Source organism: Microbacterium murale (genome assembly GCF_030815955.1).
GTDB lineage: Bacteria > Actinomycetota > Actinomycetes > Actinomycetales > Microbacteriaceae > Microbacterium > Microbacterium murale_A.
Map to the genome: position 1 here is coordinate 3,498,835 of NZ_JAUSXK010000001.1, position 25,114 is coordinate 3,523,948.

The 25,114-nt window shown below is 65.9% G+C and carries 19 protein-coding genes; 15 read left to right on the forward strand and 4 right to left on the reverse strand.

From position 1 onward, the window contains the following. Nucleotides 1-34: 34 nt before the first annotated feature. Nucleotides 35-1,789, forward strand: coding sequence for a proline--tRNA ligase (locus QFZ46_RS16880; protein WP_307363360.1), 1,755 nt, complete (start codon nucleotides 35-37; stop codon nucleotides 1,787-1,789). 1 nt (nucleotide 1,790) lies between these two features. Continuing rightward, complete coding sequence (locus QFZ46_RS16885; RefSeq protein WP_307363361.1) at nucleotides 1,791-2,822, forward strand: LOG family protein; 1,032 nt, start codon at nucleotides 1,791-1,793, stop codon at nucleotides 2,820-2,822. 71 nt (nucleotides 2,823-2,893) lie between these two features. On the opposite strand, the gene QFZ46_RS16890 is transcribed toward QFZ46_RS16885, so the two are convergent. Then, nucleotides 2,894-5,437: a LamG-like jellyroll fold domain-containing protein gene (locus tag QFZ46_RS16890; RefSeq protein ID WP_307363362.1), complete on the reverse strand. Its 2,544-nt coding sequence runs from the start codon at nucleotides 5,435-5,437 to the stop codon at nucleotides 2,894-2,896. Nucleotides 5,438-5,705: 268 nt separating this feature from the next. Between QFZ46_RS16890 and QFZ46_RS16895 the strand changes: the two genes are divergently transcribed. The 5 genes from QFZ46_RS16895 to rbfA all read left to right on the forward strand — a co-directional run bounded on the left by QFZ46_RS16895 (nucleotide 5,706) and on the right by rbfA (nucleotide 12,551). After that, entirely contained in the window at nucleotides 5,706-7,760 is a 2,055-nt protein-coding gene (locus QFZ46_RS16895) for a PhoX family protein (protein ID WP_307363363.1), read from the forward strand. 198 nt (nucleotides 7,761-7,958) lie between these two features. After that, entirely contained in the window at nucleotides 7,959-8,942 is a 984-nt protein-coding gene (gene nusA, locus QFZ46_RS16900) for a transcription termination factor NusA (RefSeq protein WP_307363364.1), read from the forward strand. Nucleotides 8,943-8,983: 41 nt separating this feature from the next. Then, nucleotides 8,984-9,256, forward strand: a complete 273-nt coding sequence (locus tag QFZ46_RS16905; RefSeq protein WP_307363365.1) for a YlxR family protein — start codon at nucleotides 8,984-8,986, stop codon at nucleotides 9,254-9,256. Nucleotides 9,257-9,315: 59 nt separating this feature from the next. Beyond that, nucleotides 9,316-12,060, forward strand: a complete 2,745-nt coding sequence (gene infB / locus QFZ46_RS16910; protein ID WP_307363366.1) for a translation initiation factor IF-2 — start codon at nucleotides 9,316-9,318, stop codon at nucleotides 12,058-12,060. A gap of 59 nt (nucleotides 12,061-12,119) precedes the next feature. Continuing rightward, complete coding sequence (rbfA, locus tag QFZ46_RS16915) at nucleotides 12,120-12,551, forward strand: 30S ribosome-binding factor RbfA (RefSeq protein WP_307363367.1); 432 nt, start codon at nucleotides 12,120-12,122, stop codon at nucleotides 12,549-12,551. 11 nt (nucleotides 12,552-12,562) lie between these two features. Here the strand turns inward: rbfA and QFZ46_RS16920 are convergent, their stop codons facing one another. Beyond that, complete coding sequence (locus QFZ46_RS16920; RefSeq protein WP_307363368.1) at nucleotides 12,563-13,462, reverse strand: A/G-specific adenine glycosylase; 900 nt, start codon at nucleotides 13,460-13,462, stop codon at nucleotides 12,563-12,565. A gap of 85 nt (nucleotides 13,463-13,547) precedes the next feature. On the opposite strand from QFZ46_RS16920, the gene truB reads away from it, so the two are divergent. The 8 genes from truB (at nucleotide 13,548) to QFZ46_RS16960 (ending at nucleotide 21,770) form a co-directional block, all read left to right on the forward strand. Beyond that, the gene (truB, locus tag QFZ46_RS16925; RefSeq protein WP_307363369.1) at nucleotides 13,548-14,441 is read left to right on the forward strand and encodes a tRNA pseudouridine(55) synthase TruB; all 894 of its coding nucleotides are present in this window, start codon (nucleotides 13,548-13,550) and stop codon (nucleotides 14,439-14,441) included. Further along, a complete protein-coding gene (locus tag QFZ46_RS16930) occupies nucleotides 14,438-14,806 on the forward strand; it encodes a hypothetical protein (RefSeq protein ID WP_307363370.1) in 369 nt (122 codons plus the stop codon). Before truB ends, QFZ46_RS16930 begins: the two co-directional genes overlap by 4 nt. Nucleotides 14,807-14,853: 47 nt before the next feature. Continuing rightward, complete coding sequence (locus QFZ46_RS16935) at nucleotides 14,854-15,291, forward strand: hypothetical protein (protein WP_307363371.1); 438 nt, start codon at nucleotides 14,854-14,856, stop codon at nucleotides 15,289-15,291. Then, nucleotides 15,288-16,244 carry a bifunctional riboflavin kinase/FAD synthetase gene (locus QFZ46_RS16940; protein ID WP_307363372.1) on the forward strand — a complete coding sequence of 319 codons (957 nt, stop codon included), beginning with the start codon at nucleotides 15,288-15,290 and terminating at the stop codon, nucleotides 16,242-16,244. Before QFZ46_RS16935 ends, QFZ46_RS16940 begins: the two co-directional genes overlap by 4 nt. A gap of 48 nt (nucleotides 16,245-16,292) precedes the next feature. Then, on the forward strand, nucleotides 16,293-16,664 hold the full coding sequence (locus QFZ46_RS16945) for a hypothetical protein (protein WP_307363373.1): 372 nt from the start codon (nucleotides 16,293-16,295) through the stop codon (nucleotides 16,662-16,664). A gap of 158 nt (nucleotides 16,665-16,822) precedes the next feature. After that, entirely contained in the window at nucleotides 16,823-18,958 is a 2,136-nt protein-coding gene (locus QFZ46_RS16950) for a DEAD/DEAH box helicase (RefSeq protein ID WP_307363374.1), read from the forward strand. A 216-nt stretch (nucleotides 18,959-19,174) separates the two neighbouring features. Next, nucleotides 19,175-20,203, forward strand: a complete 1,029-nt coding sequence (locus QFZ46_RS16955) for a 6-phosphofructokinase (protein ID WP_307363375.1) — start codon at nucleotides 19,175-19,177, stop codon at nucleotides 20,201-20,203. A gap of 73 nt (nucleotides 20,204-20,276) precedes the next feature. Beyond that, nucleotides 20,277-21,770 carry a glycosyltransferase gene (locus QFZ46_RS16960; RefSeq protein ID WP_307363376.1) on the forward strand — a complete coding sequence of 498 codons (1,494 nt, stop codon included), beginning with the start codon at nucleotides 20,277-20,279 and terminating at the stop codon, nucleotides 21,768-21,770. A 65-nt stretch (nucleotides 21,771-21,835) separates the two neighbouring features. On the opposite strand, the gene QFZ46_RS16965 is transcribed toward QFZ46_RS16960, so the two are convergent. Then, nucleotides 21,836-22,951, reverse strand: coding sequence for an acyltransferase family protein (locus QFZ46_RS16965; protein ID WP_307363377.1), 1,116 nt, complete (start codon nucleotides 22,949-22,951; stop codon nucleotides 21,836-21,838). A gap of 57 nt (nucleotides 22,952-23,008) precedes the next feature. Next, nucleotides 23,009-25,102, reverse strand: a complete 2,094-nt coding sequence (locus QFZ46_RS16970; RefSeq protein WP_307363378.1) for a S9 family peptidase — start codon at nucleotides 25,100-25,102, stop codon at nucleotides 23,009-23,011. Between the last annotated feature and the right edge of the window lie 12 nt (nucleotides 25,103-25,114).

Below are 25,114 nucleotides of genomic sequence, written 5' to 3' on the forward strand. Positions count from 1 at the left end.
GAGAACGGGTGACCACGGTCACTAGACTTGACGCGTGGTCACTCGTCTCTCGAAATTCTTCCTCCGCACGCTCCGTGAAGACCCCGCCGAAGCGGAGGTCATCGGTCACAAACTGCTGCTCCGCGCCGGCTACATCCGTCGCCAGGCGGCAGGCATCTTCGCGTGGCTCCCACTGGGCCTGAAGGTCAAGGCGAAGATCGAGACCATCGTCCGTGAGGAGATGGCGAACGCCGGTGCGCAGGAGGTGCATTTTCCCGCCCTCATGCCGCGCGAGCCCTACCAGGCCACCGGACGCTGGGATGAGTACGGCGACCTGCTGTTCCGATTGCAGGATCGCAAGGAAGCCGATTACCTGCTCGCCCCCACGCACGAAGAGGCGTTCACGTTGCTCGTGAAGGACCTGTACTCGTCGTACAAGGATCTGCCGCTCACGCTCTATCAGATCCAGGACAAGTACCGCGATGAGGCCCGCCCTCGGGCCGGGCTGCTGCGCGGCCGCGAGTTCACCATGAAGGACGCCTATTCGTTCGACGCCTCGGACGAGGGACTCGACGTCAGCTACATGGCACAGCGCGATGCCTACGAGCGCATCTTCCAGCGTCTCGGCCTCGAGTACGTCATCGTGCAGGCGGATGCCGGCGCCATGGGCGGATCGCGCAGCGAGGAGTTCCTGCACCCGACTCCCGTCGGTGAAGACACGTTCGTGCGCAGCGAAGGCGGCTACGCCGCCAACGTCGAGGCATTCACCACCGCAGTTCCTGACGCCGTCCCGTTCGATGACGCTCCCGCCGCGACGATCTTCGACTCCCCGAACACGCCCACGATCGAGACGCTCGTCGCGCACTCGAATGCGGTGCTCGACGGCGAGTACACGGCGGCCGACACTCTCAAGAACGTCGTGCTCGCCCTGACTCACCTCGATGGCACGCGCGAGCTCGTCATCGTCGGGCTCCCCGGCGACCGCGAGATCGATGAGAAGCGCGCTGAGGTCGCCTTCGCCCCTGCCGAGGTCTCCACCGCGACAGAAGACGACTTCGAGAACAACCCGCTCCTCGTGAAGGGCTACATCGGCCCGTGGTCGCCGACCGGCGCCGTACTGGGCGAAGAATCCGCCACCGATATCCGCTACCTCGTCGACCCTCGCGTCTCCGAGGGCACCCGCTGGATCACTGGGGCCAACATCGACCAGAAGCACGCGTACTCGGTTGTCGCGGGTCGCGACTTCGAAGCCGACGGAATCGTCGAGATCGCCAACGTCCGCGACGGCGACCCTGCACCCGACGGCTCAGGTCCCGTGTCACTCGCACGCGGCATGGAGATCGGCCACGTCTTCCAGCTCGGCCGCAAGTACGCCGAGGCCCTGGGGCTCAAGGTTCTCAACGAGAACGGCAAGCTCGTCACCGTGACGATGGGCTCCTACGGCATCGGCATCACCCGCATCCTCGCGATCATCGCCGAACTCCACAACGACGACAAGGGCCTCATCTGGCCCGCATCGGTCGCGCCGTTCGACGTGCACGTCGTGGCGGCCGGTCGCGACCAGATCGCGTACGAGGTCGCAGAGAAGGCCTCAGCCACGCTGGAGGCTGCCGGTCTCGACGTGCTCTACGACGATCGTCCGAAGGTGTCGCCCGGTGTGAAGTTCGGCGATGCCGAGCTCGTCGGCGTCCCGCGTGTGCTCGTCATCGGACGTGGTGCCGCCGAGGGCCAGGTGGAACTCTGGGACCGCCGCACGGGGGAGCGCGACGAGCTCTCGTTGGACGAAGCGATCGAGCGGCTGAGTCGCTGACATGAACGACGTGCAGCCCGACGAACTGACCGCCGCGGTCGATGAGATCATGGCTGACGCGGGGATCACGACCAACCGGGCGCTGATCCGCAGAATGCTCAGCACGAGTATTCTTCTCGGTCAGGAAGACACGGAGCGGCTCGATCTGAAGATCGCATCGGCGGCCCTTGTAGAGATGCGCGACGCGTTCCGTCTCTTCCAGCCGTATGCGGGTGTGCCGAAGGTCACCGTGTTCGGCTCGGCACGAACGCGGCAGGATGACCCGCTCTACGTGCAGGCGCGCTCGGTGGCATCCGTGCTCGCAGAACGCGGGTGGATGGTCGTGACCGGTGCCGGTCCCGGCATCATGCAGGCGGCGGCCGAAGGCGCGGGCGAGAAGATGGCGCTCGGCGTCTCGATCCGTCTTCCGTTCGAGGAGAAGCCGGATGCCGTCGTCGCCGACGACACGCACCGCGTGGAGATGAAGTACTTCTTCACACGGAAGCTCATGCTCGTCAAGGAGTCGACCGGATTCATCTGTCTGCCCGGGGGCTTCGGCACCTTGGACGAGATGTTCGAGCTGTTGACGCTGCAGCAGACCGGCAAGGCGGAGCCCATGCCGATCGTGCTGCTCGACCAACCAGGGGGCACCTTCTGGAAGGGGCTCGAACGGTTCATCGTCGAGAGCCTGATTCCGGCCGGAGTCATCTCGGCTGACGATTTCGACCGCGTGCTGGTGACGGACTCGGCGGAAGAAGCCGTCGCCGAGATCACCGGATTCTGGCGCAACTACGACTCGTTGCGCTGGATCGATGATCTGCTTGTGCTTCGGCTGAAGAACGCGCCGACGGATGCCGAGATCGAGATGCTGAACACCGAGTTCGCTTCACTCCTGGTGGAGGGCCGGATCGCACTGAGCACCGCACTCCCGATCGAAGTCGCCGACCGCGACCGCGTGGATCTGCCGCGATTGTCGCTGCATCTGCGCCAGCGCGAGGTCGGCGGGCTCTACCGCCTCATCGACGCGATCAACGCGCTCGATTCCGCGGGCTGAAGCCGGTACGACGATCGCCTGCCCCGCCGAATGGGGAGCAGGCGATCGTGATCGTGTGCGTCTTCAGTCGGTCAGTCGCGTGTACGACGACGTGCACGGAAAGCGACCGTCGCGCCGACCGCCAGCAATGCACCGCCCAACGCGAGCAACGACATCAGAAGGCTCTGATCGAGTCCGGTGGCAGGCAGCGCGCCTTCAGCCGTGCCGCCGGTGCCGCCTCCGGGTTCCGAACCCGATCCACCGCCTTCTCCTGGTGCGGTCGGGGTGGGCGACGGCGTCGGTTCGGAGGCCGCGGCGATCGAGAACTGCGCCGCCACCGGATCCGACGTACGTGCACCCAAGGATTGGACGACCTGCGCGTCGTACGACCCGGCGGAGAGTCCGGTCAGAGCGAGCGTCCAGCGACCATCAGCGTCCACGATCGCAGCCGCCGAGGAAGCGGCGGATGGCGTCGACGCGGCAGCGGCCACGGCATCGCCCGCTGCCGGATCCGACGTGGTGACGAGAACGTCGGCACCCGGCAGACCCATGCCGCTGAACGTCACGGTCTCTGTACCGGCGGGCAGCATTCCGGTGGGTGCGGAGGAGACCTGCAGTCCGCTCAGATCAGCGCGCTGCGTCAGCCAATCAGCCGGTGTCGTGGCGCGGTCGATGATGCGCGTCTCGCCGATGCATCCGTGCCAACCGTTGCGCGCGGCGTCATCGACCCAGTCCGCCCCGAGGATCCACGGCATGCCGTCATTCCATGTCATGCCGACGGTGTCGACGGCGTTGCGGAGAACGGGGGCGCCGTCGACGTACATCGTCGTGGTCCGCGTGTCAGGGTCGTTCACGATCGCGACGTGAGACCAGCTCCCGGTCATGATCTCGCCCGACCAGTTGACGCGGTCGCCCTTGGAGGCTTCCGCGGAGAGGCTGGAGTACTGGAACTCGCGCAGGTTCGAGATGCCCAGTGCCGTCGGCGACGCGGTGTAGTCCCACTGGCTGGGCGGCATCTCGGTCCAGGAGCGGTTGCCAGTGCGCACCAGAGCCTTGGACCAGCCGTTCTGCGCTGCGGTCCAGTCGGCATCCAGTTTCACGAATGTCTCGATCGTGTAGCCCTCCGAGAGGTCGACATCGTTGATCGCGGCATCGGCAGCGGTCGTCAGGTAGCTGTAACGGGTCGCGGAGGAGTCGGCGAAGCACACAGCCGCACCATCGGACGAGAAGCCGTGCACGTCGGTGCTCTCGACCGTGACGTCACCCCACTCGGCTCCGACCGCGTTGGTCGAGGCTGGGTCCACTCGCCGCAGGTCGTTGTCGCCGGCGACGTCCTCGATGACCGTGTCGGCGTCTACCACGCCGTCGAGGCCGTTGAATCGCCAGTGAGCGACCGTGCCTTCTGCTTCGACGAAGTCGCGCTCATCACCGGGAAGCTCGGTGTCGATCGGATCAGGACCGTCGAACCCGTCCAGGAGGATGTCTCTGGCGCGCTGCGTCAGCGAAGGCTCATCGGGCGTGGAGCCCTCGCCGAATGTCGGGTCGAATCCGGCGAAGCGCGCCGCGAAGTCTATGTCGATGCCGTACTGCTGCTGTGCGCCCTCGAGGAACGGCTGGTCGTAGCTGGTGAGGGTCTCCTGTGGCTTCGACACCACCCAGGGCGAAGCCGTCTGGGCGGTGATCCGTCCGTTCGTCAGATCGAACTCGAACAGGCCGAGGTAGCCGTTTCCGCCCTCGTACGCCATCTGATAGTCGATCAGCACTTCGTGCACCTCGTGGCCGAAGTCGTTGATCTTCGTCAGGCGCGACGCGCCGTGGAAGTGACCGTTGAACGTGAGGAAGATCTGGTCGTTGCCCGCGATGAGCTTGTCCCAGAGCATCAGTCCGTAGTCGGTCTCGCGCGGAGTCTCGCCGTCGGCCTCGATGTTGAGCACCTCGTGGCTGGTGAGGATCACCGGCAATGTCGGATGCTCTGCCATCACGGAGTCCGCCCAGGCGAGGGTGGCATCCGAGACCCGCCAGGGGAGTGTCAGCACCATGAACTGCTGACCCTCGGCTTCGAAGATGTGGTACCGACTGAATCCGGTCGGATCACTGCCCTGATAGGAGGGATCGCTCGCAGCACGATCGGTCCCGAACCATTTCAGGAACGGCTCGGCCGTCAGATCGTAGTCCGTGTCGACCAGGGTGTCACTGCTGTCGAGCACATCATGGTTGCCGGTGAGTATCGAGTACGACTGACCGGCCTCCTCCAGAATGCTGATGGCGTCGTCTGCGGCTTGCCACTCGGCCGCGACATTGGCGCGGTCGACGACGTCACCGACGTGAGCAGTGAAAGGGATGTGCAGCGTTTCTGCGTTGTCCGCGATCCATTGAGTCTGGGTGGCGAACGGATCCGTGCCGTACCGGGGCTGGAATTGCTCGGCGGAGTACCGCGAATAGAACTGGGTGTCCGGCAGGACGGCGAAGGTGAAACGTGACGCCAGGTCAGCGCCGTCGTCGGTCGTGGATTGCGCTGAGGCCGGCGGCGCCGCAGCCAGGAGCAGGCTCGCGGCGACGCCAACGGTGAGAGCGCCGGCTGTACATCGAGCCGCGAGCCGGGTGCGGCGGATGGGAAGTGATCGTGCTGATCGCAAGGGGTGGATCCTTCGAGTGGGAGGAGTGGGAGACGGCGACCAGCCGTTGTTACTGAGCCGGGATCGCCTGGGTGACCTGGTCACCCTCGTGCGCCGGGGTTGCCGACTGGTTGCCATTGCGTCGACACGGAGTGGCTCGATGGCGACGAAGTCGGTGCGGAGGGGAACTGCGCTGCGCCGATGCGTACTCGGAACGGTTCAGCGGCCGTTCACTCATCGGTCACCTGACGCGAGGATGCTGACCGGATCACCCGACGAGGAGGATTCGATGACCATTGCAGACAACATCCGCCGGCCGCTTCCGATGGCCGACCATGTGCGCGGCAAGCGTTCCGCTGTCACCTGTGAACTGAAGTGCGCGAATGCGTGTCTCGGACCGGAATGCAACACCTCGGCGAACCAGGACTTCCGCTCCATCGCCTCGGCGGTGTTCTCTCGACGAGCGCTGTTCGGCCTCGGCGCTGCGGCTGCGGTGGCGATCGCGGTCGGTGTCGACCGCACCGCACCTGTATCGACCCCGGGAGCTGGCGGGGTCGGGGGTCTCGGCGTGTCCAGCGGCAAGCCGGGCACCGCCGGGCTCTCCTTCGGCCCGATCGCCTCGGTGCCTGCAGAGGTCGACGCCTTCACAGTGCCCGAGGGATACACCTGGCGGCCGTTGATCCGCTGGGGCGACCCGCTGTTCTCCCGGACTCCCGCCTTCGACATCCTCGGGCAGACGGCTGAGGCACAGGAGGGACAGTTCGGGTACAACTGCGACTACCTCGACATCATCCCGGACCCGAGCGGCAAGACAGGCGTATTGGTGAACAACCATGAATACGTCAACCCGAACCTCATGTTCCCGGCCACGGCCGACGTCGCAGAGCTGCAGCGCCGCGGCGAGATCTACAAGGCCGCTCAGGGAATGTCGGTCGTCGACATCGCGCGCCGCAAGGTCGGCGAACCATGGGCGTACGTGGTGGACGGCCGCCGCAACCGTCGGATAACGGTCGAGACAGTGTTCGAGCTCACCGGTCCTGCTGCCGGCTCCGACCTCGTCAAGACCGCGGCGGACCCTGAGGGGCGCTGGGTTCTCGGCACACTCGGCAACTGCGCCGGCGGTACGACACCGTGGGGCACGGTCCTCTCTGGCGAGGAGAACTTCAACGGATACTTCGCCTGGGCCGCGGACACGGCAGAGCAGAAGCGCTATTCGAGTTCGAGCACGACGTCCACATCGACGGGCTGGGAGACGTATGACCCGCGGTTCGACGCGCACCACCCCGGCTACGTCAACGAACCGAACCGCTTCGGCTACATCGTCGAGATCGATCCGCAAGACCCGACCTCCACCCCGCGCAAGCACACCGCCATGGGCCGACTCAAGCACGAGGGTGCGAACGTGCACGTGGCGGAGGATGGCCGCGTGGTCGCGTACATGGGCGACGACGAGCGCGGTGACTACCTCTACAAGTTCGTCTCGAAGAACCGCATGTCCGGGTCTCGCAAGAAGAATCTGAACCTGCTGAGCGAGGGTGACCTGTACGTCGCAACCTTCAGCGGTAACTCGCCGCTCGCCGAGATCACCGGCAGCGGCGCGCTTCCCTCCGACGGTGCCTTCGACGGCACCGGCGCCTGGGTGCCCCTGACACAGGGCGGCAAGAGCGTCGTGCCGGGATTCAGCACCGAGCAGGTGCTGGTTTACACCCGTCTTGCCGCAGACGCGGTGGGCGCCACCAAGATGGATCGGCCCGAGGATGTCGAGCCGAACCCGCTCACCGGCAAGGTCTATGTCGCACTCACGAACAACTCGCGCCGCAGCGAACTCGACGAAGCGAACCCCGTCACCGGAAACCGCTACGGTCACGTGATCGAGCTCACCGAGACGGCCGGACAGGCCGGCACGACGTTCGGCTGGAGCATCCTGCTCCTGTGCGGTGACCCGGCCACCTTCGAGGGCGCGTACTTCGCCGGTTTCCCGAAGGAGCTCGTCTCGCCCATCTCCTGCCCCGACAACGTCGCTTTCGACTCGGAGGGCAATCTGTGGATCTCGACCGACGGTGCCCCGAGCACGATCGGGCGGGCTGATGGTCTGTTCAAAGTGCCGCTCACCGGGACAGAGCGCGGCAACGTTCAGCAGTTCCTCGCAGTGCCGCGGGATGCCGAGACCTGCGGTCCGGTCATCCACGACAAGGAGGGACTGGTCTTCGTCGCCGTGCAGCACCCCGGTGAAGACGGCACGTTCGAGACTCCGAACTCCCTCTTCCCCGACTACGGGTCGAGCGCACCCGGTGACGTGCCGAACGCACCGCGACCGGCCGTCGTGCAGTCCTACCGCGCATGAGATGAGGCGAGAGGCGGTCGCTCGTGACTCGCGGCGACCGCCTCTCGCGTGCGGACTGCTCTGGACCTCCTCTCCGCTATGGCCCCGCGCTGTGCCGACGCGCCTGTTGTCGTGGCACTGACCTGCGCACACGGGGTATCGTTGTACGGATGTCGCGCGTGTGAACCTGCGCGACGAGAGCTGAATAGGGAGGCCGTAATGGACATCGAACTGGGGCTGCTGCGCGGGATCGAGAAGGAGAAGGCGATTCCCTTCGACGAACTCGTCGCGATCATCGAGCAGGCCGTTCTGACGGCATACGGCAAGCACGTCTCGGAAGAGGGCAACATCCCTGAGGGTGTTCGCGTCGAACTGGACCGCAAGACCGGTCACGTCGCCGTGCTTCAGCCGGTCAAAGACGAAGACGGCGCCATCATCGGCGAAGAGGATGCCACCCCCGACGACTTCGGCCGCATCGGCGCGTTCGCGGCCAAGCAGGTCATCAGCCAGCGCCTGCGCGACATCGCCGACGAAGCCGTCCTCGGCGAGTTCAAGGGCAAAGAAGGCGACATCGTCGCCGGCGTCATCCAGCAGGGGCCGAACCCGCGCATGATCCACGTCGATCTCGGCAGCGTAGAGGCGATCCTTCCGCCTGAGGAGCAGGTGCCGGGTGAGGATTACGCCCATGGCTCCCGTCTGCGCGTGTACGTGACCGCGGTCTCGAAGGGACTCAAAGGCCCCCAGATCACGGTCTCCCGCACGCACCCCGGTCTCGTGCGCAAGTTGTTCGCTCTGGAGGTTCCCGAGATCGCGGCCGGACTCGTCGAGATCATCTCGCTCGCCCGTGAAGCCGGACACCGCACCAAGATCGCCGTCAAGGCCAACGACCCGTCGATCAACGCCAAGGGCGCCTGCATCGGCGAACTCGGTCGTCGAGTGCGCGCCGTGACGGAAGAATTGGCGGGGGAGAAGATCGACATCGTCGACCACGACGTCGATCTCGCAACCTTCGTCGCCCACGCTCTCTCGCCGGCCAAGGTCACGAGTTCCTTCGTGCTCGATGCCAACACCAAGGCCGTGCGCGCTCTTGTGCCTGACTACCAGCTGTCGCTCGCGATCGGTAAAGAGGGCCAGAACGCCCGACTCGCGGCCAAGCTGACCGGCGCGAAGATCGACATCCAGCCCGACAGCATCCTCGACTGACCGGCAGGTCGCGGAGTTGCCACCCAGCGGCGCGGTGTAAGATGGATGCTGTACGAACATGCGTCGGTTGTCGCATGCGTGCTTCCCGATCCGCTCTTCTCAGAGTGGTGGCTCATGACGACGTCCTCATCATCGATGAGCGTGCCGTGATGACCGGGAGGGGCGCCTGGCTGCATCCGACGCAGGAATGCATGGAAGCCGCTCTGCGGCGCCGCGCTTTCGCACGAGCCCTCCGTGTGTCCGATCCGTTGGACACGCAGACCATCGAGAAACGGCTGAATGGCTATGGAAACAAAGTGAACGGCTCGAAATGAGACCCGTCCGCAACTAGTGGTCTGCCCTGCCTGGGTAGACCGACCCAGACAGGAGAATTGTGGCTGCCAAACCACGCGTACACGAGATTGCCGCTGAGCTCGGCGTCGACAGTAAGTTCGCACTCGCAAAGCTGAAGGAGCTCGGCGAGTTCGTCAAGAGCCCTTCGTCGACCATCGAGCCCCCAGTTGCTCGCAAGCTCCGTGCGGCCATCGAGGCCGACAGTGCTGCCAAACCCAAGGCAGACGAGAAGCCGGCGGCGGCGAAGCCCGCTGCTGCCAAGTCCGGCCCTGCCAAGCCAGGGCCGAAGGCTCCGACACCAGGGCCGAAGCCCGGCCCGAAGCCGGCACCCGAGCCGAAGGTCGAAGAGGCCCCGGTTGCAGAAGCTCCTGCAGCACCGGAAACGCCGACCGCGCCTGAAGGCGACCAGCTCGCTGCACCCGCAGCTGACTCGGGCGCACCGAAGCCCGGCGCTCCGCGCCCCGGCAACAACCCCTTCTCTTCCGCTCAGGGCATGGGCCAGCGTCCTGCCGGCCCCCGTCCTGGCAACAACCCCTTCGCGTCCGCTCAGGGCATGGGCCAGCGCCCGACTCCGGGAAACATCCCGCGTCCGCAGGCTCCGCGCCCCGGAGCGCCGCGCCCTGGCGCTCCGCGTCCGGGATCTCCCCGTCCCGGTGCCCCGCGCACCGGCGGCCCCGGTCGTCCTGGTGGCGCACCGTTCCAGCAGCGCTCGGGCGGCCCAGGTCGTCCCGGCGGTGCCGGTGGTGCACCGGGCGGCGGTCCCGGCGCACGTCCGGGTGGCGGCTTCGCCGGCCGTCCAGGCGGCGGCGGTGGCCGTGGTCGTGGACCCGGCGGTGGAACCGCAGGTGCCTTCGGAAAGGGAGGCGGCAAGTCCAAGCAGCGCAAGTCCCGTAGGGCGAAGCGGCAGGAATTCGAAATGCGGTCGGCTCCGGTCGTCGGTGGCGTCAACGTCACCCGCGGCAACGGAGAGATCATCCGCATGCGCCGCGGCGCATCGATCGCCGACTTCGCTGACAAGATCGAGACGCTGACCGGCTACACCGTTCAGCCGGGAACCCTTGTCACCATCCTCTTCAACCTCGGCGAGATGGCCACGGCCACCGAGTCGCTGGACGAGGCGACCTTCGAGGTCCTCGGTGAGGAGCTCGGCTACAAGATCCAGATGGTCTCGCCCGAGGATGAGGACAAAGAGCTCCTCGAGGGCTTCGGTCTCGATCTCGCCAAGGAGCTGGAGGAGGAGAGCGAGGACGACCTCGAGATCCGTCCGCCGGTCGTCACCGTCATGGGTCACGTCGACCACGGTAAGACCCGTCTCCTCGACGCGATCCGCCAGACCAACGTCATCGAGGGTGAGGCCGGAGGCATCACCCAGCACATCGGTGCATACCAGGTCTGGACCGAGCACGAGGGCCACGAGCGCGCCATTACCTTCATCGACACACCTGGTCACGAGGCGTTCACCGCCATGCGTGCCCGTGGTGCGCAGGTCACCGACCTCGCGATCCTGGTGGTCGCGGCCGACGACGGCATCATGCCGCAGACGGTCGAGGCGCTCAACCACGCCCAGGCGGCGAACGTGCCGATCGTGGTCGCGGTGAACAAGGTCGACAAGCCGGATGCCAACCCGGCGAAGGTTCGTCAGCAGCTGACCGAGTACGGCCTTGTCGCCGAGGAGTACGGCGGAGACGTCATGTTCGTCGATGTCTCGGCACGTGCCGGCACCGGCATCCAGGAACTCCTGGACGCCGTGCTGCTCGCCGCTGACGCAGGCCTCGACCTCACGGCGAACCCGAACAAGTCCGCACGCGGCGTCGCCATCGAGGCGAAGCTCGACAAGGGCCGTGGTTCGATCGCGACAGTGCTGATCCAGTCCGGAACGCTGCGTGTCGGCGATTCGATCGTCGCAGGCACCGCTTACGGCCGTGTCCGCGCGATGCTCGACGAGAACGGCGACGCCGTCGAAGAGGCAGCACCGTCACGTCCGGTGCAGGTGCAGGGACTCAACTCGGTCCCGCGCGCCGGCGACGTCTTCATCGTCACCGAAGAAGACCGCATGGCACGTCAGATCGCTGAGAAGCGTGAGGCTGTCGAGCGCAACGCACTGCTGGCCAAGGCCCGCAAGCGCATCTCGCTCGAGGACTTCACCCGTGCGCTCGAAGAGGGCAAGGTCGAGACGCTCAACCTCATCATCAAGGGTGACGTCTCCGGTGCCGTCGAGGCACTGGAGGAGTCGCTGCTCAAGATCGAGGTCGACGACACGGTGCAGCTGCGCATCATCCACCGCGGTGTGGGCGCTGTCACCGAGTCGGATGTGAACCTGGCGACGATCGACAACGCGATCATCGTGGGTTTCAACGTCCGCCCCGACCCCAAGGCCCGTGAGGCCGCGGCTCGTGAGGGCGTGGATGTCCGGTTCTACTCGGTCATCTACTCCGCGATCGACGAGATCGAGAGCTCCCTCAAGGGCATGCTCAAGCCGGAGTTCGAAGAGATCCAGTCCGGTGTCGCCGAGATCCGCGAGGTGTTCCGCTCCTCGAAGTTCGGCAACATCGCCGGTGTCATCGTGCGATCGGGAACGATCACACGCAATGCCAAGGCTCGTATCATCCGCGACGGCGTCGTGCTCGCCGATGGCCTCGCCATCGAGTCGCTGCGCCGCTTCAAGGATGACGTCACCGAGGTCCGCACGGACTACGAGGCCGGTATCGGGCTCGGCAAGTTCAACGACATCCAGATCGGCGACGAGATCGAGACCACCGAGCTCGTCGAGAAGCCTCGCGGCTGATTTGATCACAATGAGGGGCGCCTGCGGGCGCCCCTCATTCGTCACAGGGGAGAAGAACAATGGCTGGAGAACGACAGGCACGCCTGGCGGACCGTATTCGCGTCATCCTGGCTGAGCGTCTCGAGAAGGGGCTGCGTGACCCGCGCCTCGGATTCGTCACCATCACCGATGTCCGCGTCTCCGGCGACCTGCAGCACGCGTCCGCCTTCTACACGGTGCTGGGCACAGACGAAGAGCGGGTGTCGAGCGCTGCCGCGCTCGCATCGGCGACCGGCATGCTGCGCAGCGAGGTCGGCAAGCAGCTCAGCACCCGTCTGGTGCCGACGCTGGAGTTCATCCCGGACGCGCTTCCGGAGAATGCCGACAACATCACAGCGCTGCTCCGGCAGGCACAGGAGCGAGACGCCGAAGTGGCCAAACTCGCCTCTTCCGCCACGCACGCCGGCGAGGCCGATCCCTACGTGCGCGCCGATGAGGACGATCAGCAGTAGTCCACTGCTGCTCAGCGGGGCAGCCGAAGCATCTGCTCGGACGCCTCGGCGAGCCCGTCCGCGATGAGGGAATCGATCGCACGGTCTCGCTGCGCGAGATCCGTCCAGTCGTGAATCACCGCGTCGAGCGGTACCGCACCCGCATCCGATTCGCGCAGAGCCTTCAACACCGCGCCGCGAGCCTGGCGGTCGGAGCCCTCATATCGCGCTTGCTTGCGGCGATCATCGCCAGTGTCCGGGCGACCGGATGACAGCCATGCGCACTGCGCCGCGATGGGGCACCGTTCGCATTTGGGCGCTCGCGACGTGCACACCGTGGCTCCGAGCTCCATCATGGCTGCGTTGAAGACGGCGGACTCGTCATCCGCATCAGGAAGCAACGCTTTCATCGTCACCAGATCTCGCCGCGAGGCAGGACCTGGTTGAGACCGGCCTTCGAGCGCGCGCGCCATCACTCTGCGAGTGTTGGTGTCGACGACGGGATGCCGGTCACCGAAGGCGAATGCCGCCACAGCTCGTGCGGTGTAGTCGCCGATGCCAGACAGCGCGAGCAGGGCCTCGACATTCCGCGGAACGTCGCCGCCGTGTCGCGCGGTGATCTCGATCGCCGCGCGGTGCAGCCAGAGCGCACGCCGGGGGTAACCGAGATTCGCCCACTGCTGCACGACCTCAGCCGGCGTGGCGCTCGACATGGCCGTAGGCGTCGGCCAGCGCTCCAGCCAGGCCTCGAGGCGCGGTATCACACGGGTCACCGGCGTCTGCTGCAGCATGAACTCGCTGACGAGCGTGCCCCACGCACCGAACCGCGCATGGAACGCTTTTCGTCGCCACGGCAGATCTCTCGCCTCCGAGTGGTACCAGTCCGCGAGTATCGAAGACAGGTCCGGTGAGGGGGTCGAGATCACAGGCACCCCGACAGCCTATGCGCAGTCTCACAGCCAGGAGGCCCGGTAGTCGGCGGACGAGCATGCGCGTCGCCATCGATAGGCTGGGGAGATGGTCGCACCCGGCATCCTCCTCGTTGACAAGCCCGGCGGGCTGACCAGCCACGATGTGGTCGCCCGAACACGGAAGGCGTTCGGAACGCGCAAGGTCGGACACGCCGGCACGCTCGACCCGATGGCGACAGGTCTGCTGGTGATCGGCATCGAGGGCGCGACGCGGCTGCTCACGTATGTGGTCGGCGCCGACAAGACCTACTTGGCGACTATCCGGCTCGGACAGTCGACGGGCACGGACGATGCAGAGGGCGAGGTCGTCCGCGCTGCGGATGCCGCCGTCGTGGATGCAGTGACGAGCGAGCAGATCGAGACAGGGATCGTGGCGCTCACCGGGGAGATATCCCAGGTACCCAGCGCCGTCTCCGCGATCAAGGTCGACGGACGTCGCGCATACGACCTCGTGCGGGCAGGCGAGCAGGTGGAGCTCAAGGCGAGAGCGGTCACGGTGTCCCGGTTCGACGTCGTCGAAGAGCGCCGTGGAGATGGCGTCCTCGATCTCGATGTCGTTGTGGACTGCTCGTCCGGTACTTATATCCGTGCACTCGCCCGCGACCTGGGAGATGCCCTGGGGGTAGGCGGACACCTCACCGCCCTCCGGCGCACGAGGATCGGCCCGTTCGACGTCGCGGATGGAGTCGAGCTCGACGCCCTCGCGGATGCGAAGACACTGACGCCGGCGATCGCGGCGTCCGAGATCTTGCAGCCGCTCGATGTCACAGAGGACGAGGCACGCGACCTGCGGCACGGCAAGCGCCTCACGAACCAGGCTTCACGACTCGACGGCGCTCTCGCCGCGGCGATCGACCCCGACGGTGCACTGGTCGGGATCGTCGAGAAGCGCGGAAGCGATCTCAAGAGCGCCATGAACATGCCGGAGGCTGCCCGATGATCCTCTGGTTCACGACTCTCCAGATCGTCGTCGCCATCGCCGCCGGCGTGTTCTGCGGGGTTGCAGGGCTGGCGGGCCGGCGTCCGAGTGACTTCTCGGTCGGTGCGCTCGCGCTCGTCGAACTGCTGCTCATCGTGCAGGTCATCATGGCGATCATCGCGCCTTTCGCCGGCAACCCGCCCTCGGGCGATCCGCTGGAGTTCTGGGTCTATCTCATCTCTGCCGCGCTGCTGCCGATCGGCGGCGTGATCTGGGCTCTCCTGGAACGCAGCCGGTGGAGTACCGTCATCCTCGGCGTCGTCGCACTCGCGGTCGCGATCATGCTCTGGCGGATGCAGGTGATCTGGACCGTTCAGGTCGGCTGAGCGTGCGGCGATCGAGCATGGCTCGCGCGCTTAGAATGGAGGATGCTATGAGCATCACCGCCCCCCGTACTCGGATGGCCGGCATCGGCCGCGTCCTCGTCATCATCTATGCCGTGATGGCCTTGGCTGCCACGGGCCGCAGTTTCGTGCAGATCGTCCGAAAGTTCGACGAGGCGCCGCTCGCCTACACGCTCTCAGCCATCGCCGCCGGCGTGTACATCCTCGCGACGTTGGCATTGGTGCTCGCCGGACGAAGAGGCTGGTACACGGTCGCCTGGGTCGCGATCGTCTTCGAACTGATCGGCGTCATCGTGGTCGGAGTCCTGAGTCTCGCCGTTCCTGAGCTCTTCCAGCACGATTCGGTATGGTCGGTGTTCGGTCGCGGCTATCTGTTCATTCCGCTGGTGCTCCCGATCTTCGGCATCTGGTGGCTGCGCACGCACCGACCGGTCGAGGCGCGCCACGCCGCGGAGGTCCCGGCGTGATCGTCTTCCGCGACCCGAGCGAGGTGCCGGCGGATTTCGGCTCATCGGCTGTGGCGATCGGCAAGTTCGACGGCGTGCACGCCGGACATCGTGCGGTCATCGAACGCCTCAAAGCGGATGCTGAGGCATCCGACGCACGCGCAGTGGCGGTGACCTTCGACCGCAACCCGCTCGCGCTGCTGCGCCCGGAGATCTGCCCCGAGAACGTGGTCTCGGTGGATCGCAAGCTCGATCTGCTCGGCGAGCTGGGGCTCGACGCGACCTTGCTGCTGACGTTCGATCGCGAACTCGCCTCGCGCACGCCGGTCGAGTTCGTCGAGAAGATCCTGGTCGACGCACTGCATGTGTCGACGGTGCTGGTCGGGCGTGACTTCCGGTTCGGGCACAAGGGGGCCGGCACGCCGGACCTGCTGCGTGAGCTCGGCCCGCGCTACGGTTTCACCGTCGATGTGGTCGAGGACGTGTATGTCGAGGGTTCCGAGCGCCGCGTCTCATCCAGTTGGATCCGCGAACTGCTCGCAGAAGGCGACGTGAAGACGGCCGAAGCCGTCCTCGGACGTCCGGTCGACGTGCGTGGCGAGGTCGTGCACGGACTCAAACGCGGTCGGGAGCTGGGATTTCCGACGGCGAACCTGTCGGCGAGCGTCGACGCGCTCGTTCCTGCGGACGGCGTGTACGCGGGCTGGCTCGTCGATCACGACACGGGCGTGCGATACCCGGCGGCTATCTCCGTCGGAACGAACCCGACGTTCGACGATGTCCTCGTGCGTCAGGTCGAGGCTCACGTGCTCGACGAGGACTCGCTCGACCTGTACGGTCACGATGTCACGGTCGAGTTCGCCGAGCGTCTGCGCGGTATGGTCGCGTTCGAGGGTATCGAGGCGCTCATGGCGCAGATGTCAGCAGACGTGGTGGCAGCACGTGCACTTCTGACAGGCGAAGTGCGCGCGTAGCCCACGTAGAGCATTCCGTTCCGACGCCGTCGGCGCTACGCTTGCGCCGTGAGTCCTTGGGAGATCATGCTCGCGGTCACGGAAACGCCTAAGGCGCCGAACCTTTGGGGTGCCCTGGGTTGCGCCATGGCCTACGCGGCAGCGCTGCTGGCCGCGCTCGACGCGTTTGCCGACATGCTGCTGGCCCGTGCCGGAGTGGCATCGGCATTCGGTCCAGCGCACGGCCTGAAGTTCGGTGGCAAGCTCGTCGCCGCCGGCGTCACGGTCGTCTCGGCCGGAATGGTGCTGGCCCTCGACTCCAATTGGTTCGCGTTCACCGCATTGTCGGTCGTATTCGTCGTCGTGGTCTCATCCGCAGTGCTGATAATGCGCCGGACGTCGAAAGGCCCGCGAGTGCAAGTGGAGAACGCCCCGCAATGACGTAAACTGTCAGCAGGTCTTCTTCAGCGGAGCGCCATATCGGTGCCACGACGATGACCGAACAACGTTCGCACGGTCCTGGCTGGCGCCACACGCGGACGACTCGTACGTCACGAATCGCCCTTGACGGTGATTCGGTACTCACGCTCAGGAGGAGCATGCCGACTACGGCAACCGCCGCCACGCGGCGCAAGAAGACGTCTCGTCGTGACGACGAGGCCCCGCTGATCCCGATCCTCGCGCGCAAGGTGCGAGAGATCGAGGCAAAGGCTCAGCGTGGCAAGCTCGGACCCACCAACCGGGTGAAGTTCCAGGTGATCGCCTTCCTGGTGCGCGAGGAGCGCGCCAGGGTGAAGACGGACACCGCGTTCAGCGATTCGGTGCGAGCAGAACTGCTAAAGCGGCTCGACGGCGTGGCCACCATCCTGGCCAAGACCGCCGCGCGCGACACCTCTCTCATCCAGCTGTTGGAGGCCGACTCCGCCACCAGTCCGGTGGCGAAGCGCATGCGTCGTGACTGGCTGCTCGAATCCGGCGCCGAGCTCGCTCCGGAAGAGCTCATCATCACGGATATCGCCCCGATTCAGGCGCCGGTCGTTCCGGCCGCGCTTGCCGAACGTCAGGTGACACCACCTTCAGTGGAGTCCAGGCAGCTCGCCAATCCGTTCCTCGCGCCGGACCTCACGCCTCGACAGCCGACCGCGCCCCGGCGCAGGCTGGATGACTGGGAACTGATGGGCCCTCTCTACAAGGCGTTCGAGACCGGCGCAGGCGGATCCTCCGCGAGCATGGATCTCCCGCCGACACCGGAGTACGACCACATCTCGCCCAAGGGCCTCGAGGTCATGGTGCACCAGTCGCGGTTCCTCGAAGCAGTGCGCGACGGACATCGCAGCTTCCTGCTCGCCGACGAGCCCGGCCTCGGCAAGACCGCGCAATCCGTTCTCGCAGCGTCCATCGCCGACGCCTACCCGCTTCTCGTCGTCGTCCCGAACGTCGTGAAGATGAACTGGGCCCGCGAGGTCGAGCGGTGGACACCACAGCGACGAGCGACCGTCATCCAGGGTGACGGCACTGACATCGATGCGTTCGCCGACGTCTTCATCGTGAACTACGAGATCCTCGACCGGCACCTGTCATGGCTCGGCTCTATCGGTCTCAAGGGCATGGTCGTCGATGAGGCGCACTTCATCAAGAATCTCTCCTCGCAGCGTTCGCAGAACGTTCTCGCCCTCGCATCGCGCATCCGTGAACGCACCCGCGACCCGCTCCTGATGGCGCTCACCGGTACGCCGCTGATCAACGATGTCGAGGACTTCGACGCGATCTGGCGTTTCCTCGGCTGGACCACTGGCGACAAGCCCGGTGCCGAGTTGATGCGGAAGCTGGACGACACCGGGCTCACCCCCGCGGACAAGTCGTTCTACGCCGAAGCGCGCGACGCCGTGATCTCGATGGGCATCGTCCGCCGTAAGAAGAAGGACGTCGCAGCTGACCTTCCGGACAAGCTCGTCGCCGACCTTCCCGTGCAGTTGGATGACGAGTTCGGTCGTGGCATCCGCCAGGCCGAGCGTGAGCTGGGGGAGCGGCTCGCCGCCAAGTACCGGCGTATCGTCCAGGCACGCGGCGATCGCGGTCTCGAGCCCGGCGAGATCGACGAGGACATCGTGCGCCTGGTCGCCCATAACGAGCTGGAGGAGTCGAAGGCCGCCGGCACGGGTGGGGACAATGTCTTCACGATGGTGCGCAAGATCGGTCAGGCGAAGGCACAGCTCGCCGCCGATTATGCGGCGCAGCTGCAGCGCTCGGTCGGCAAGGTCGTCTTCTTCGCCAAGCACATCGACGTCATGGATCAGGCTGAGGCGCACTTCAGAGCATCCGGCATCCGCTACGTCTCGATACGCGGCGACCAGACGACTCCCGCGCGCCAACAGGCGATCGACGACTTCAACGGCGACGAGAGCGTGGGCATCGCTGTATGTTCGCTCACGGCTGCCGGCGTCGGTCTGAATCTGCAGGCGGCGTCCAACGTCGTACTGGCGGAGTTGAGCTGGACCGCGGCCGAGCAGACGCAGGCCATCGACCGTGTGCACCGCATCGGTCAGGACGAGCCGGTCACGGCGTGGCGGATCATCGCCGCTCACACCATCGACACGAAGATCGCCGAGCTCATCGACCAGAAGCAGGGCCTCGCGGCTCGTGCGCTGGACGGCGAGGTCGTGGAGGCGTCGGCGAGCGAGTCCGTGCAGATGTCGGCACTCATGCACCTGCTGAGGCAGGCGCTCAGCGACTGACTGTCATCGCTGGAATCGTCGTCAAGAATCGCGTTTCTTGACGACGATTCCAGGGTGAATTCACGACGATCGCGGAAGAACGCCGAATCGGTGGATACGGGTGCGCAAGATCGTTGATTTTCGCGTCCGCCGAATGGCATCCACTCGTGATGCCCACTAGGGTCGAGAGCAGGCAGCGTCGCCCGTCCCCCTCCCGAAACGTCTGAAGGCACCAGCATGAAGATCGGCATCCTCACCAGCGGCGGCGACTGCCCCGGCCTCAACGCGGTCATCCGCGGCATCGTGCTGAAGGGCACGACCTCGTACGACCTCGAATTCGTCGGTATCCGCGATGGATGGCGGGGGGTCGTCGAAGGCGATTTCATGCCGCTCACTCGTCACGAGGTCAAGGGGCTCTCGAAGGTCGGCGGGACGATTCTGGGAACCAGCCGCACCAACCCGTATGAGGGCGAACGCGGCGGCGCCGACAACATCGCGAAGACCCTCTACGGCCACAAGATCGACGGCATCGTCGCGATCGGCGGCGAGGGAACGCTGGCGGCCGCCGATCGGCTCGCAAAAGACGGCCTGAATGTCCTGGGTGTGCCCAAGACCATCGACAACGACCTGCGCGCCACCGACTACTCCTTCGGGTTCGACACCGCCGTGAACATCGCAACTGACGCGATGGACCGCCTGCGCACCACCGGCGACTCGCACCAGCGGTGCATGGTCGCCGAGGTCATGGGGCGCCATGTCGGCTGGATCGCGCTGCACGCCGGCATGGCTGCCGGCGCCCACGTCATCTGCATCCCTGAGGTACCGATGTCGATCGATGAGATCGCCGAACTGGTCACCAGTGCCCACGACCGCGGCCGCGCACCCCTCGTCGTGGTCTCGGAGGGGTTCAAGCTCGAAGGCATGGAGGAGGCGTTCAGCGACAAGGGAATGGATGCGTTCAACCGTCCTCGGCTGGGGGGCATCGGCGATCAGCTCGCACCCGCGATCGAGCGGATCACGGGTATCGAGACACGAGCGACGATTCTCGGACACATCCAGCGAGGCGGTTCGCCGTCCGGCTTCGATCGCGTGCTCGCCACTCGCCTCGGCCTGCATGCCGCAGACGCCATCGTCGAAGGGGCCTGGGGGCAGATGGTGGCCATGAAGGGCACCGACATCGTTCGTGTGCCGTTCGAAGAGGCGCTCGGCGAACTCAACACCGTTCCGCGCTATCGCTATGACGAGGCCGCCGCGCTCTTCGGCTGACAGTCGCCGCCGTCCAGCGCGTGCACAGCCGACCCACAGGCGGTGCGACAACTGACGGCCTATCGTCGATTCGATGATGCGCGCAGATTCACGTCTTCCACATGGCAGACATTTCGCCCTGACCTGGGGGATCGGCGACCGCTATGGCGGGATGACGAATGCCATGCTGCGGCGGTCGAGATCGTTCAAGCGCATCGGCGGCGTCGACGTCGACATCCTCACGCTCGATGACCGACCGGATTACCCGGAACTCGCCTCGCGTCTACGCGCGTCGGGTGAGCTCATCGACGGTCTCAGGCTTCGGAATCTCTGGGATGATCTGCGCCGCCGCCCGTCTCGACCGAAAGGCTCGGCTCCCGATCCTGTCGAGCCGCTCACTCCCCGCGACGATGACATCGTCTCCGAATGGGACGGTGTCGTCCTGTCGAGACAGCGCTCCAGAGCGGATGGCGGCCCGATCGCAGTGGATCGTTTCCGTCGCGACGGCAGCATCCTTGCCACCGAGCGCGCAGATTCTCCGTCTCACCGCATCGTGCTGTACGCGGAGGACGGCACACCCATCCGCGCGTGGAAATCGAGCTGGAGCCTCTACCGATGGTGGTTCGATCGCCTGACGTCGGGCAAGACGAGCTTCCTGCTGGTGGATTCGAAGACCGCTGCTCGTTCCGTCGCAGGCTACCGACGAGAGAATGTGACGACGGTCCACATCGTGCATGCCTCGCACCGGCTGCGCGGACGCGCAGGAACCCTGCGAGCATCACGCGCGACCGTGCTGCGTCGCGCCGGCGACTTCGATGACATCGTGGTGCTCACGGCGAGGCAGAGGGCCGATCTCATCGATGATCTCGCTTCGGTGGGCGTCACTGCCAGGATCCGCGCGATCCCGAACGAGGCGGAGTTCCTGCCGCCCTCCAGGCGTCCGCGCACGGATGACCTCGGCGTAGTCGTCGCCTCCCTCGAGGCGCGTAAACGGCTGAAGCACGTAGTGGACGCCATCGCCCAGGCAAGGGCGGTCGACCAGAGGATCAGCCTCGACCTGTTCGGTGAGGGTCCGCGTGAGAGCGAGATCCGGAGACGTGCCAGGTCTCTCGCGGTCGAAGAGCACGTTCGACTCCGTGGCTTCGATCCAGACGCACGCACGGCGTTCCAGAGCGCGGGCTTCAGCCTCTTGACGTCTACATCAGAGGGCTTGCCGCTCGTGCTCATCGAGAGCATGGCGGCGGGCTGCATCCCGATCGCCTATGACATCCGGTACGGCCCGGCGGACATGATCCATGACGGGCTCGACGGCTTCCTCGTCGCCGAGGGAGACATCCGGATGATGGCTCAGCGAATCGTGGAGCTGCGGTCCATGCCGGCAGCCAGGGTCGAGATGATGAGGAAACGCGCGATGGCTAGGGCCGCCGAGTTCTCCGATGTGGCAGTGACCCGCCAATGGGCCCGCGAGCTGCGCTCCGCGTTCGACGCGAAGAGGATCGCATCAGCGAAGGACCAGCCTCTACCGGTGCGGCTGCGCCGGCGTGCAGGGGTCGTGCGTCGGCGGATCCAGTGGGCGACCGGACGCTGATCAGCACGAGCGGGTCGACCGACCAACCTCAGGCGGAGTGGGCGGAGCTGATCGGGCGGAGCGGATCAGGCGGAGCGTGCCTGCAGACGCTGTGTGACATAGCCGCCGACCCTGCGTGCCGCAAGGTGCGAGGGGCGCTCGATCCACCGGTAGAAGAGCATCGAGGCCCCGAGTGACACCGGCAGGCCGATCAGACACACCAGCCACCAACGCTCCTGCCCCAGCAGATAGCCCAGCGTGCCGAGGACGGGGGCGTGCACGAGGTACAGGCTGAATGACAGCTTGCCCAGCCAGAGAGCTGTCGGGCGTTCGCACGCGCGGCGCAGGACCGGCCACACGATCACGAGCAGAACGATGAGCGTCGCCCCCACACCGGCGAGTCCCCAGAGCGCATCGGCCGCCAGTTCTGAACTGCTGTCGACGAAGGGGCGTGCCAGCCAGCTGGCGATGAGCAGGGTCGCCGAGAGCACCGCCACGGCCGGCCACAGCATCCGGGTGCGCACGCGCTGCCCGAATGCACGGATGCCGTCGAGGTTGATCGCGATGATCGTTCCGAGGAGGAACACCGGGAAGTACACGAGCGCATCGATCTCGAAAATCCGACCGGCCACAGTGGCCGAAGCGGCGATGACCGCGAGGTAGGGGCTCGCGCGCCGGAAGCGGATGGCCAGCCATACGAACAGGGGGAGCAGCAGCGAGAAGAAGAGCTCCCAGCGCAACGACCACAGTACGTTGTCGATGTCGAACGACGACGGCAGGAGGGACGCCTCCGCGAGAAACGAGATCGGCGTCACCGACGTCGCCTGAGCATCGCGCAGCCAAGTTTCGCTGGGCATGGATAAGGCGTCCCGCGGAATGGCGATGATCAGGATGCTCGCGAAGATCAACGCGCCGAACACTGGCAGGTACAGCCGCATCAGCCGCGAAGGGTAGTACCGGGTCCATTCGAAGTCGGGGCGCAGAGCGGGCAGGGCGACGACCAAACCGGACAGCGCGAAGAAGACGAGCACCGATTCGGTGCCGGGAAACAGCAGCTTGAGCGGGCTCTGCGTCAGCCAGGCCCACGTCGCCTCACTCAGCCCGGGTCTGGCGATGAGGGAGAGGTGATACAGGACGACGGCAAGCGAGGCGAAGCCTCTCAGCCCGTCCAGACCTGTGATCCTGGATGAGGTGTCGGACATCCCGCGCCATGTTAGACGCCCGATCTGCGAAGCGGCTGATCAGCCGGCGAGCTCCTTCTACTCGAGCCCGAGGGTGTCGAGCATCCAGGCGAGTTCGAACGCGCGTTCCTTCCAGGCGTTGTACCGGCCGCTCACGCCACCGTGCCCGGCAGCCATCTCGCACTTCAGCAGCACGTCGTCCGCGCCGGCCTCACGAAGGCGCGCGACCCACTTCGCGGGCTCCACGTAGAGGACCCGGGTGTCATTGAGCGAGGTCATCGCGAGGATGCGCGGATAGGCGACGTCGTCCTGCACGTTCTCATACGGCGTGTACGACTTCATGTAGGCGTAGACGTCGGCATTGTGCAGCGGGTCGCCCCACTCGTCCCACTCGATCACGGTGAGAGGGAGGGACGGATCGAGGATGCTGGTGAGGGCATCGACGAACGGGACCGATGCGAGGATGCCCGCGAAGCTCGTCGGAGCCAGGTTCGCGACCGCACCCATCAGAAGACCGCCGGCGCTGCCGCCTTCGGCGACCATCTGCTGGGGCATCGTCACGCCGCTGCGCACGAGGTGTTCGGCGCATGCCACGAAGTCGGTGAAGGTGTTGCGCTTGTTCAGCAGCTTGCCATCCTCGTACCAGTTGCGCCCCAGCTCGCCACCGCCGCGCACGTGGGCTACCGCGAAGACCACGCCACGATCGAGCTCGGACAAGCGCGCGACCGAGAACCCGGGGTCGATCGAGTGCTCATAAGAGCCGTATCCGTACAGATGCACGGGACGGATCTCATCTCCTGGCGCGCCGAACGACTTCTTCCAGACGAGCGAGATCGGCACCCGCGTGCCGTCCTTCGCCGTCGCCCAGGCACGCTCCTGGCCATACTCATCCGCGGAATAGCCCCCGAGCACCGGCTGGCGTTTGCGCAGAATCAGCTCCCGCGTCTTCAGATCGAGGTCGTACACCGTACTCGGGGTGACGAACGACGTGTAGCCCAGCCGCAGGAACGGAGAGTGCCATTCGGGATTGCCGGACGGCCAGGCGGAGAACAACGCCTCATCGAAGACGAGCTCCTCGATGCGGTCGTCGGCATAGTCCAGCATGCCGATCCGCTCCAGTCCTTCGCTCCGATAACCGACGACTGCGAAGTCGCGGAAGCAGTCGACGCCGAGGATGCGACGTCCCGCCTCATGCGCCATGACGACGCGTCGCGCGCCTTGGGGGGCGTCGGCTGAGACCGAGACGAGTTCGAAGTCGAGAGCGCGCTCGTTGTGGAGGATGAGCAGACGATCCTCTCCATCGATGATCGCGTGCTCCAGCGAGTATTCGACGCCTTCTGCGCGCGGCCACACGAGCCTCGGCTCTGCGGTGATATCGCCCTCGAGGTCGACGAGGTACTCCTCGCTCGTGATGCTGGAGCCGACTCCGATCACGAGATATCTCCGGCTGCGCGTGATTCCGGCGCCCAACCAGAATCTCTCATCGTCCTCATGGAACAGCTTCACGTCGTCTTCGACTGCTGTACCGAGGCGATGCAGCCACAGAGTATCGGGTCGCCAGGCATCGTCACGGGTCGTGTAGATGATGCCTGTGCCGTCCGGAGTGAAGAACCCGCCACCGGTCTTGGGGATCTCATCGGCGAGCGTCTCGCCCGTGACGAGGTCGCGAACCTTGATCGTGTACAGCTCATCGCCCTCGTAGTCCGGCGCCCAGAGCATTCTGGTCGCGTCGTCCGACGTGTCGAAGGATCCGAGCGAGAAGAACTCGTGGCCTTCGGCCTCGACGTTCCCGTCCAGAAGGATCTGCTCGCCAGGGACGGGCACACTCGGCTCGAGCATCGGGGGAGTCCAGTCGCCGGGTTCGGCCGCGGCACGGCATTGGATGCCGTATTGGGAGCCTTCTTCACTGCGGCTGTAGTACCACCAGTCGCCCTTGCGGGTCGGCACGGAAAGATCGGTCTCCTGCACGCGACCCTTGATCTCCTGGAACAGCGTCTCGCGGAGCTCTTCGAGATGCGCGGTCTCGCCGTCGGTGTACGCGTTCTCTGCTTCGAGATGCGCGATGACTTCGGGGGAGTCCTTCTCCCGCAACCACTCGTACGGGTCCTCGAAGGTGTCACCGTGATGTTCGCGGATGTGGGAGCGGCGGGCTGCGATGGGGGCGTTGGTCACCGTTCCACGCTA

Bases quoted from the DNA above. Each gene is read 5' to 3' on its own strand.
- QFZ46_RS16885 (WP_307363361.1), top strand. From the start codon at position 1,791: ATGAACGACGTGCAGCCCGACGAACTGACCGCCGCGGTCGATGAGATC.
- QFZ46_RS16895 (WP_307363363.1), top strand. From the start codon at position 5,706: ATGACCATTGCAGACAACATCCGCCGGCCGCTTCCGATGGCCGACCAT.
- nusA (WP_307363364.1), top strand. From the start codon at position 7,959: ATGGACATCGAACTGGGGCTGCTGCGCGGGATCGAGAAGGAGAAGGCG.
- QFZ46_RS16905 (WP_307363365.1), top strand. From the start codon at position 8,984: ATGGATGCTGTACGAACATGCGTCGGTTGTCGCATGCGTGCTTCCCGA.
- rbfA (WP_307363367.1), top strand. From the start codon at position 12,120: ATGGCTGGAGAACGACAGGCACGCCTGGCGGACCGTATTCGCGTCATC.
- truB (WP_307363369.1), top strand. From the start codon at position 13,548: ATGGTCGCACCCGGCATCCTCCTCGTTGACAAGCCCGGCGGGCTGACC.
- QFZ46_RS16930 (WP_307363370.1), top strand. From the start codon at position 14,438: ATGATCCTCTGGTTCACGACTCTCCAGATCGTCGTCGCCATCGCCGCC.
- QFZ46_RS16935 (WP_307363371.1), top strand. From the start codon at position 14,854: ATGAGCATCACCGCCCCCCGTACTCGGATGGCCGGCATCGGCCGCGTC.
- QFZ46_RS16950 (WP_307363374.1), top strand. From the start codon at position 16,823: ATGCCGACTACGGCAACCGCCGCCACGCGGCGCAAGAAGACGTCTCGT.
- QFZ46_RS16955 (WP_307363375.1), top strand. From the start codon at position 19,175: ATGAAGATCGGCATCCTCACCAGCGGCGGCGACTGCCCCGGCCTCAAC.
- QFZ46_RS16960 (WP_307363376.1), top strand. From the start codon at position 20,277: ATGATGCGCGCAGATTCACGTCTTCCACATGGCAGACATTTCGCCCTG.
- QFZ46_RS16965 (WP_307363377.1), bottom strand. From the start codon at position 22,951: ATGTCCGACACCTCATCCAGGATCACAGGTCTGGACGGGCTGAGAGGC.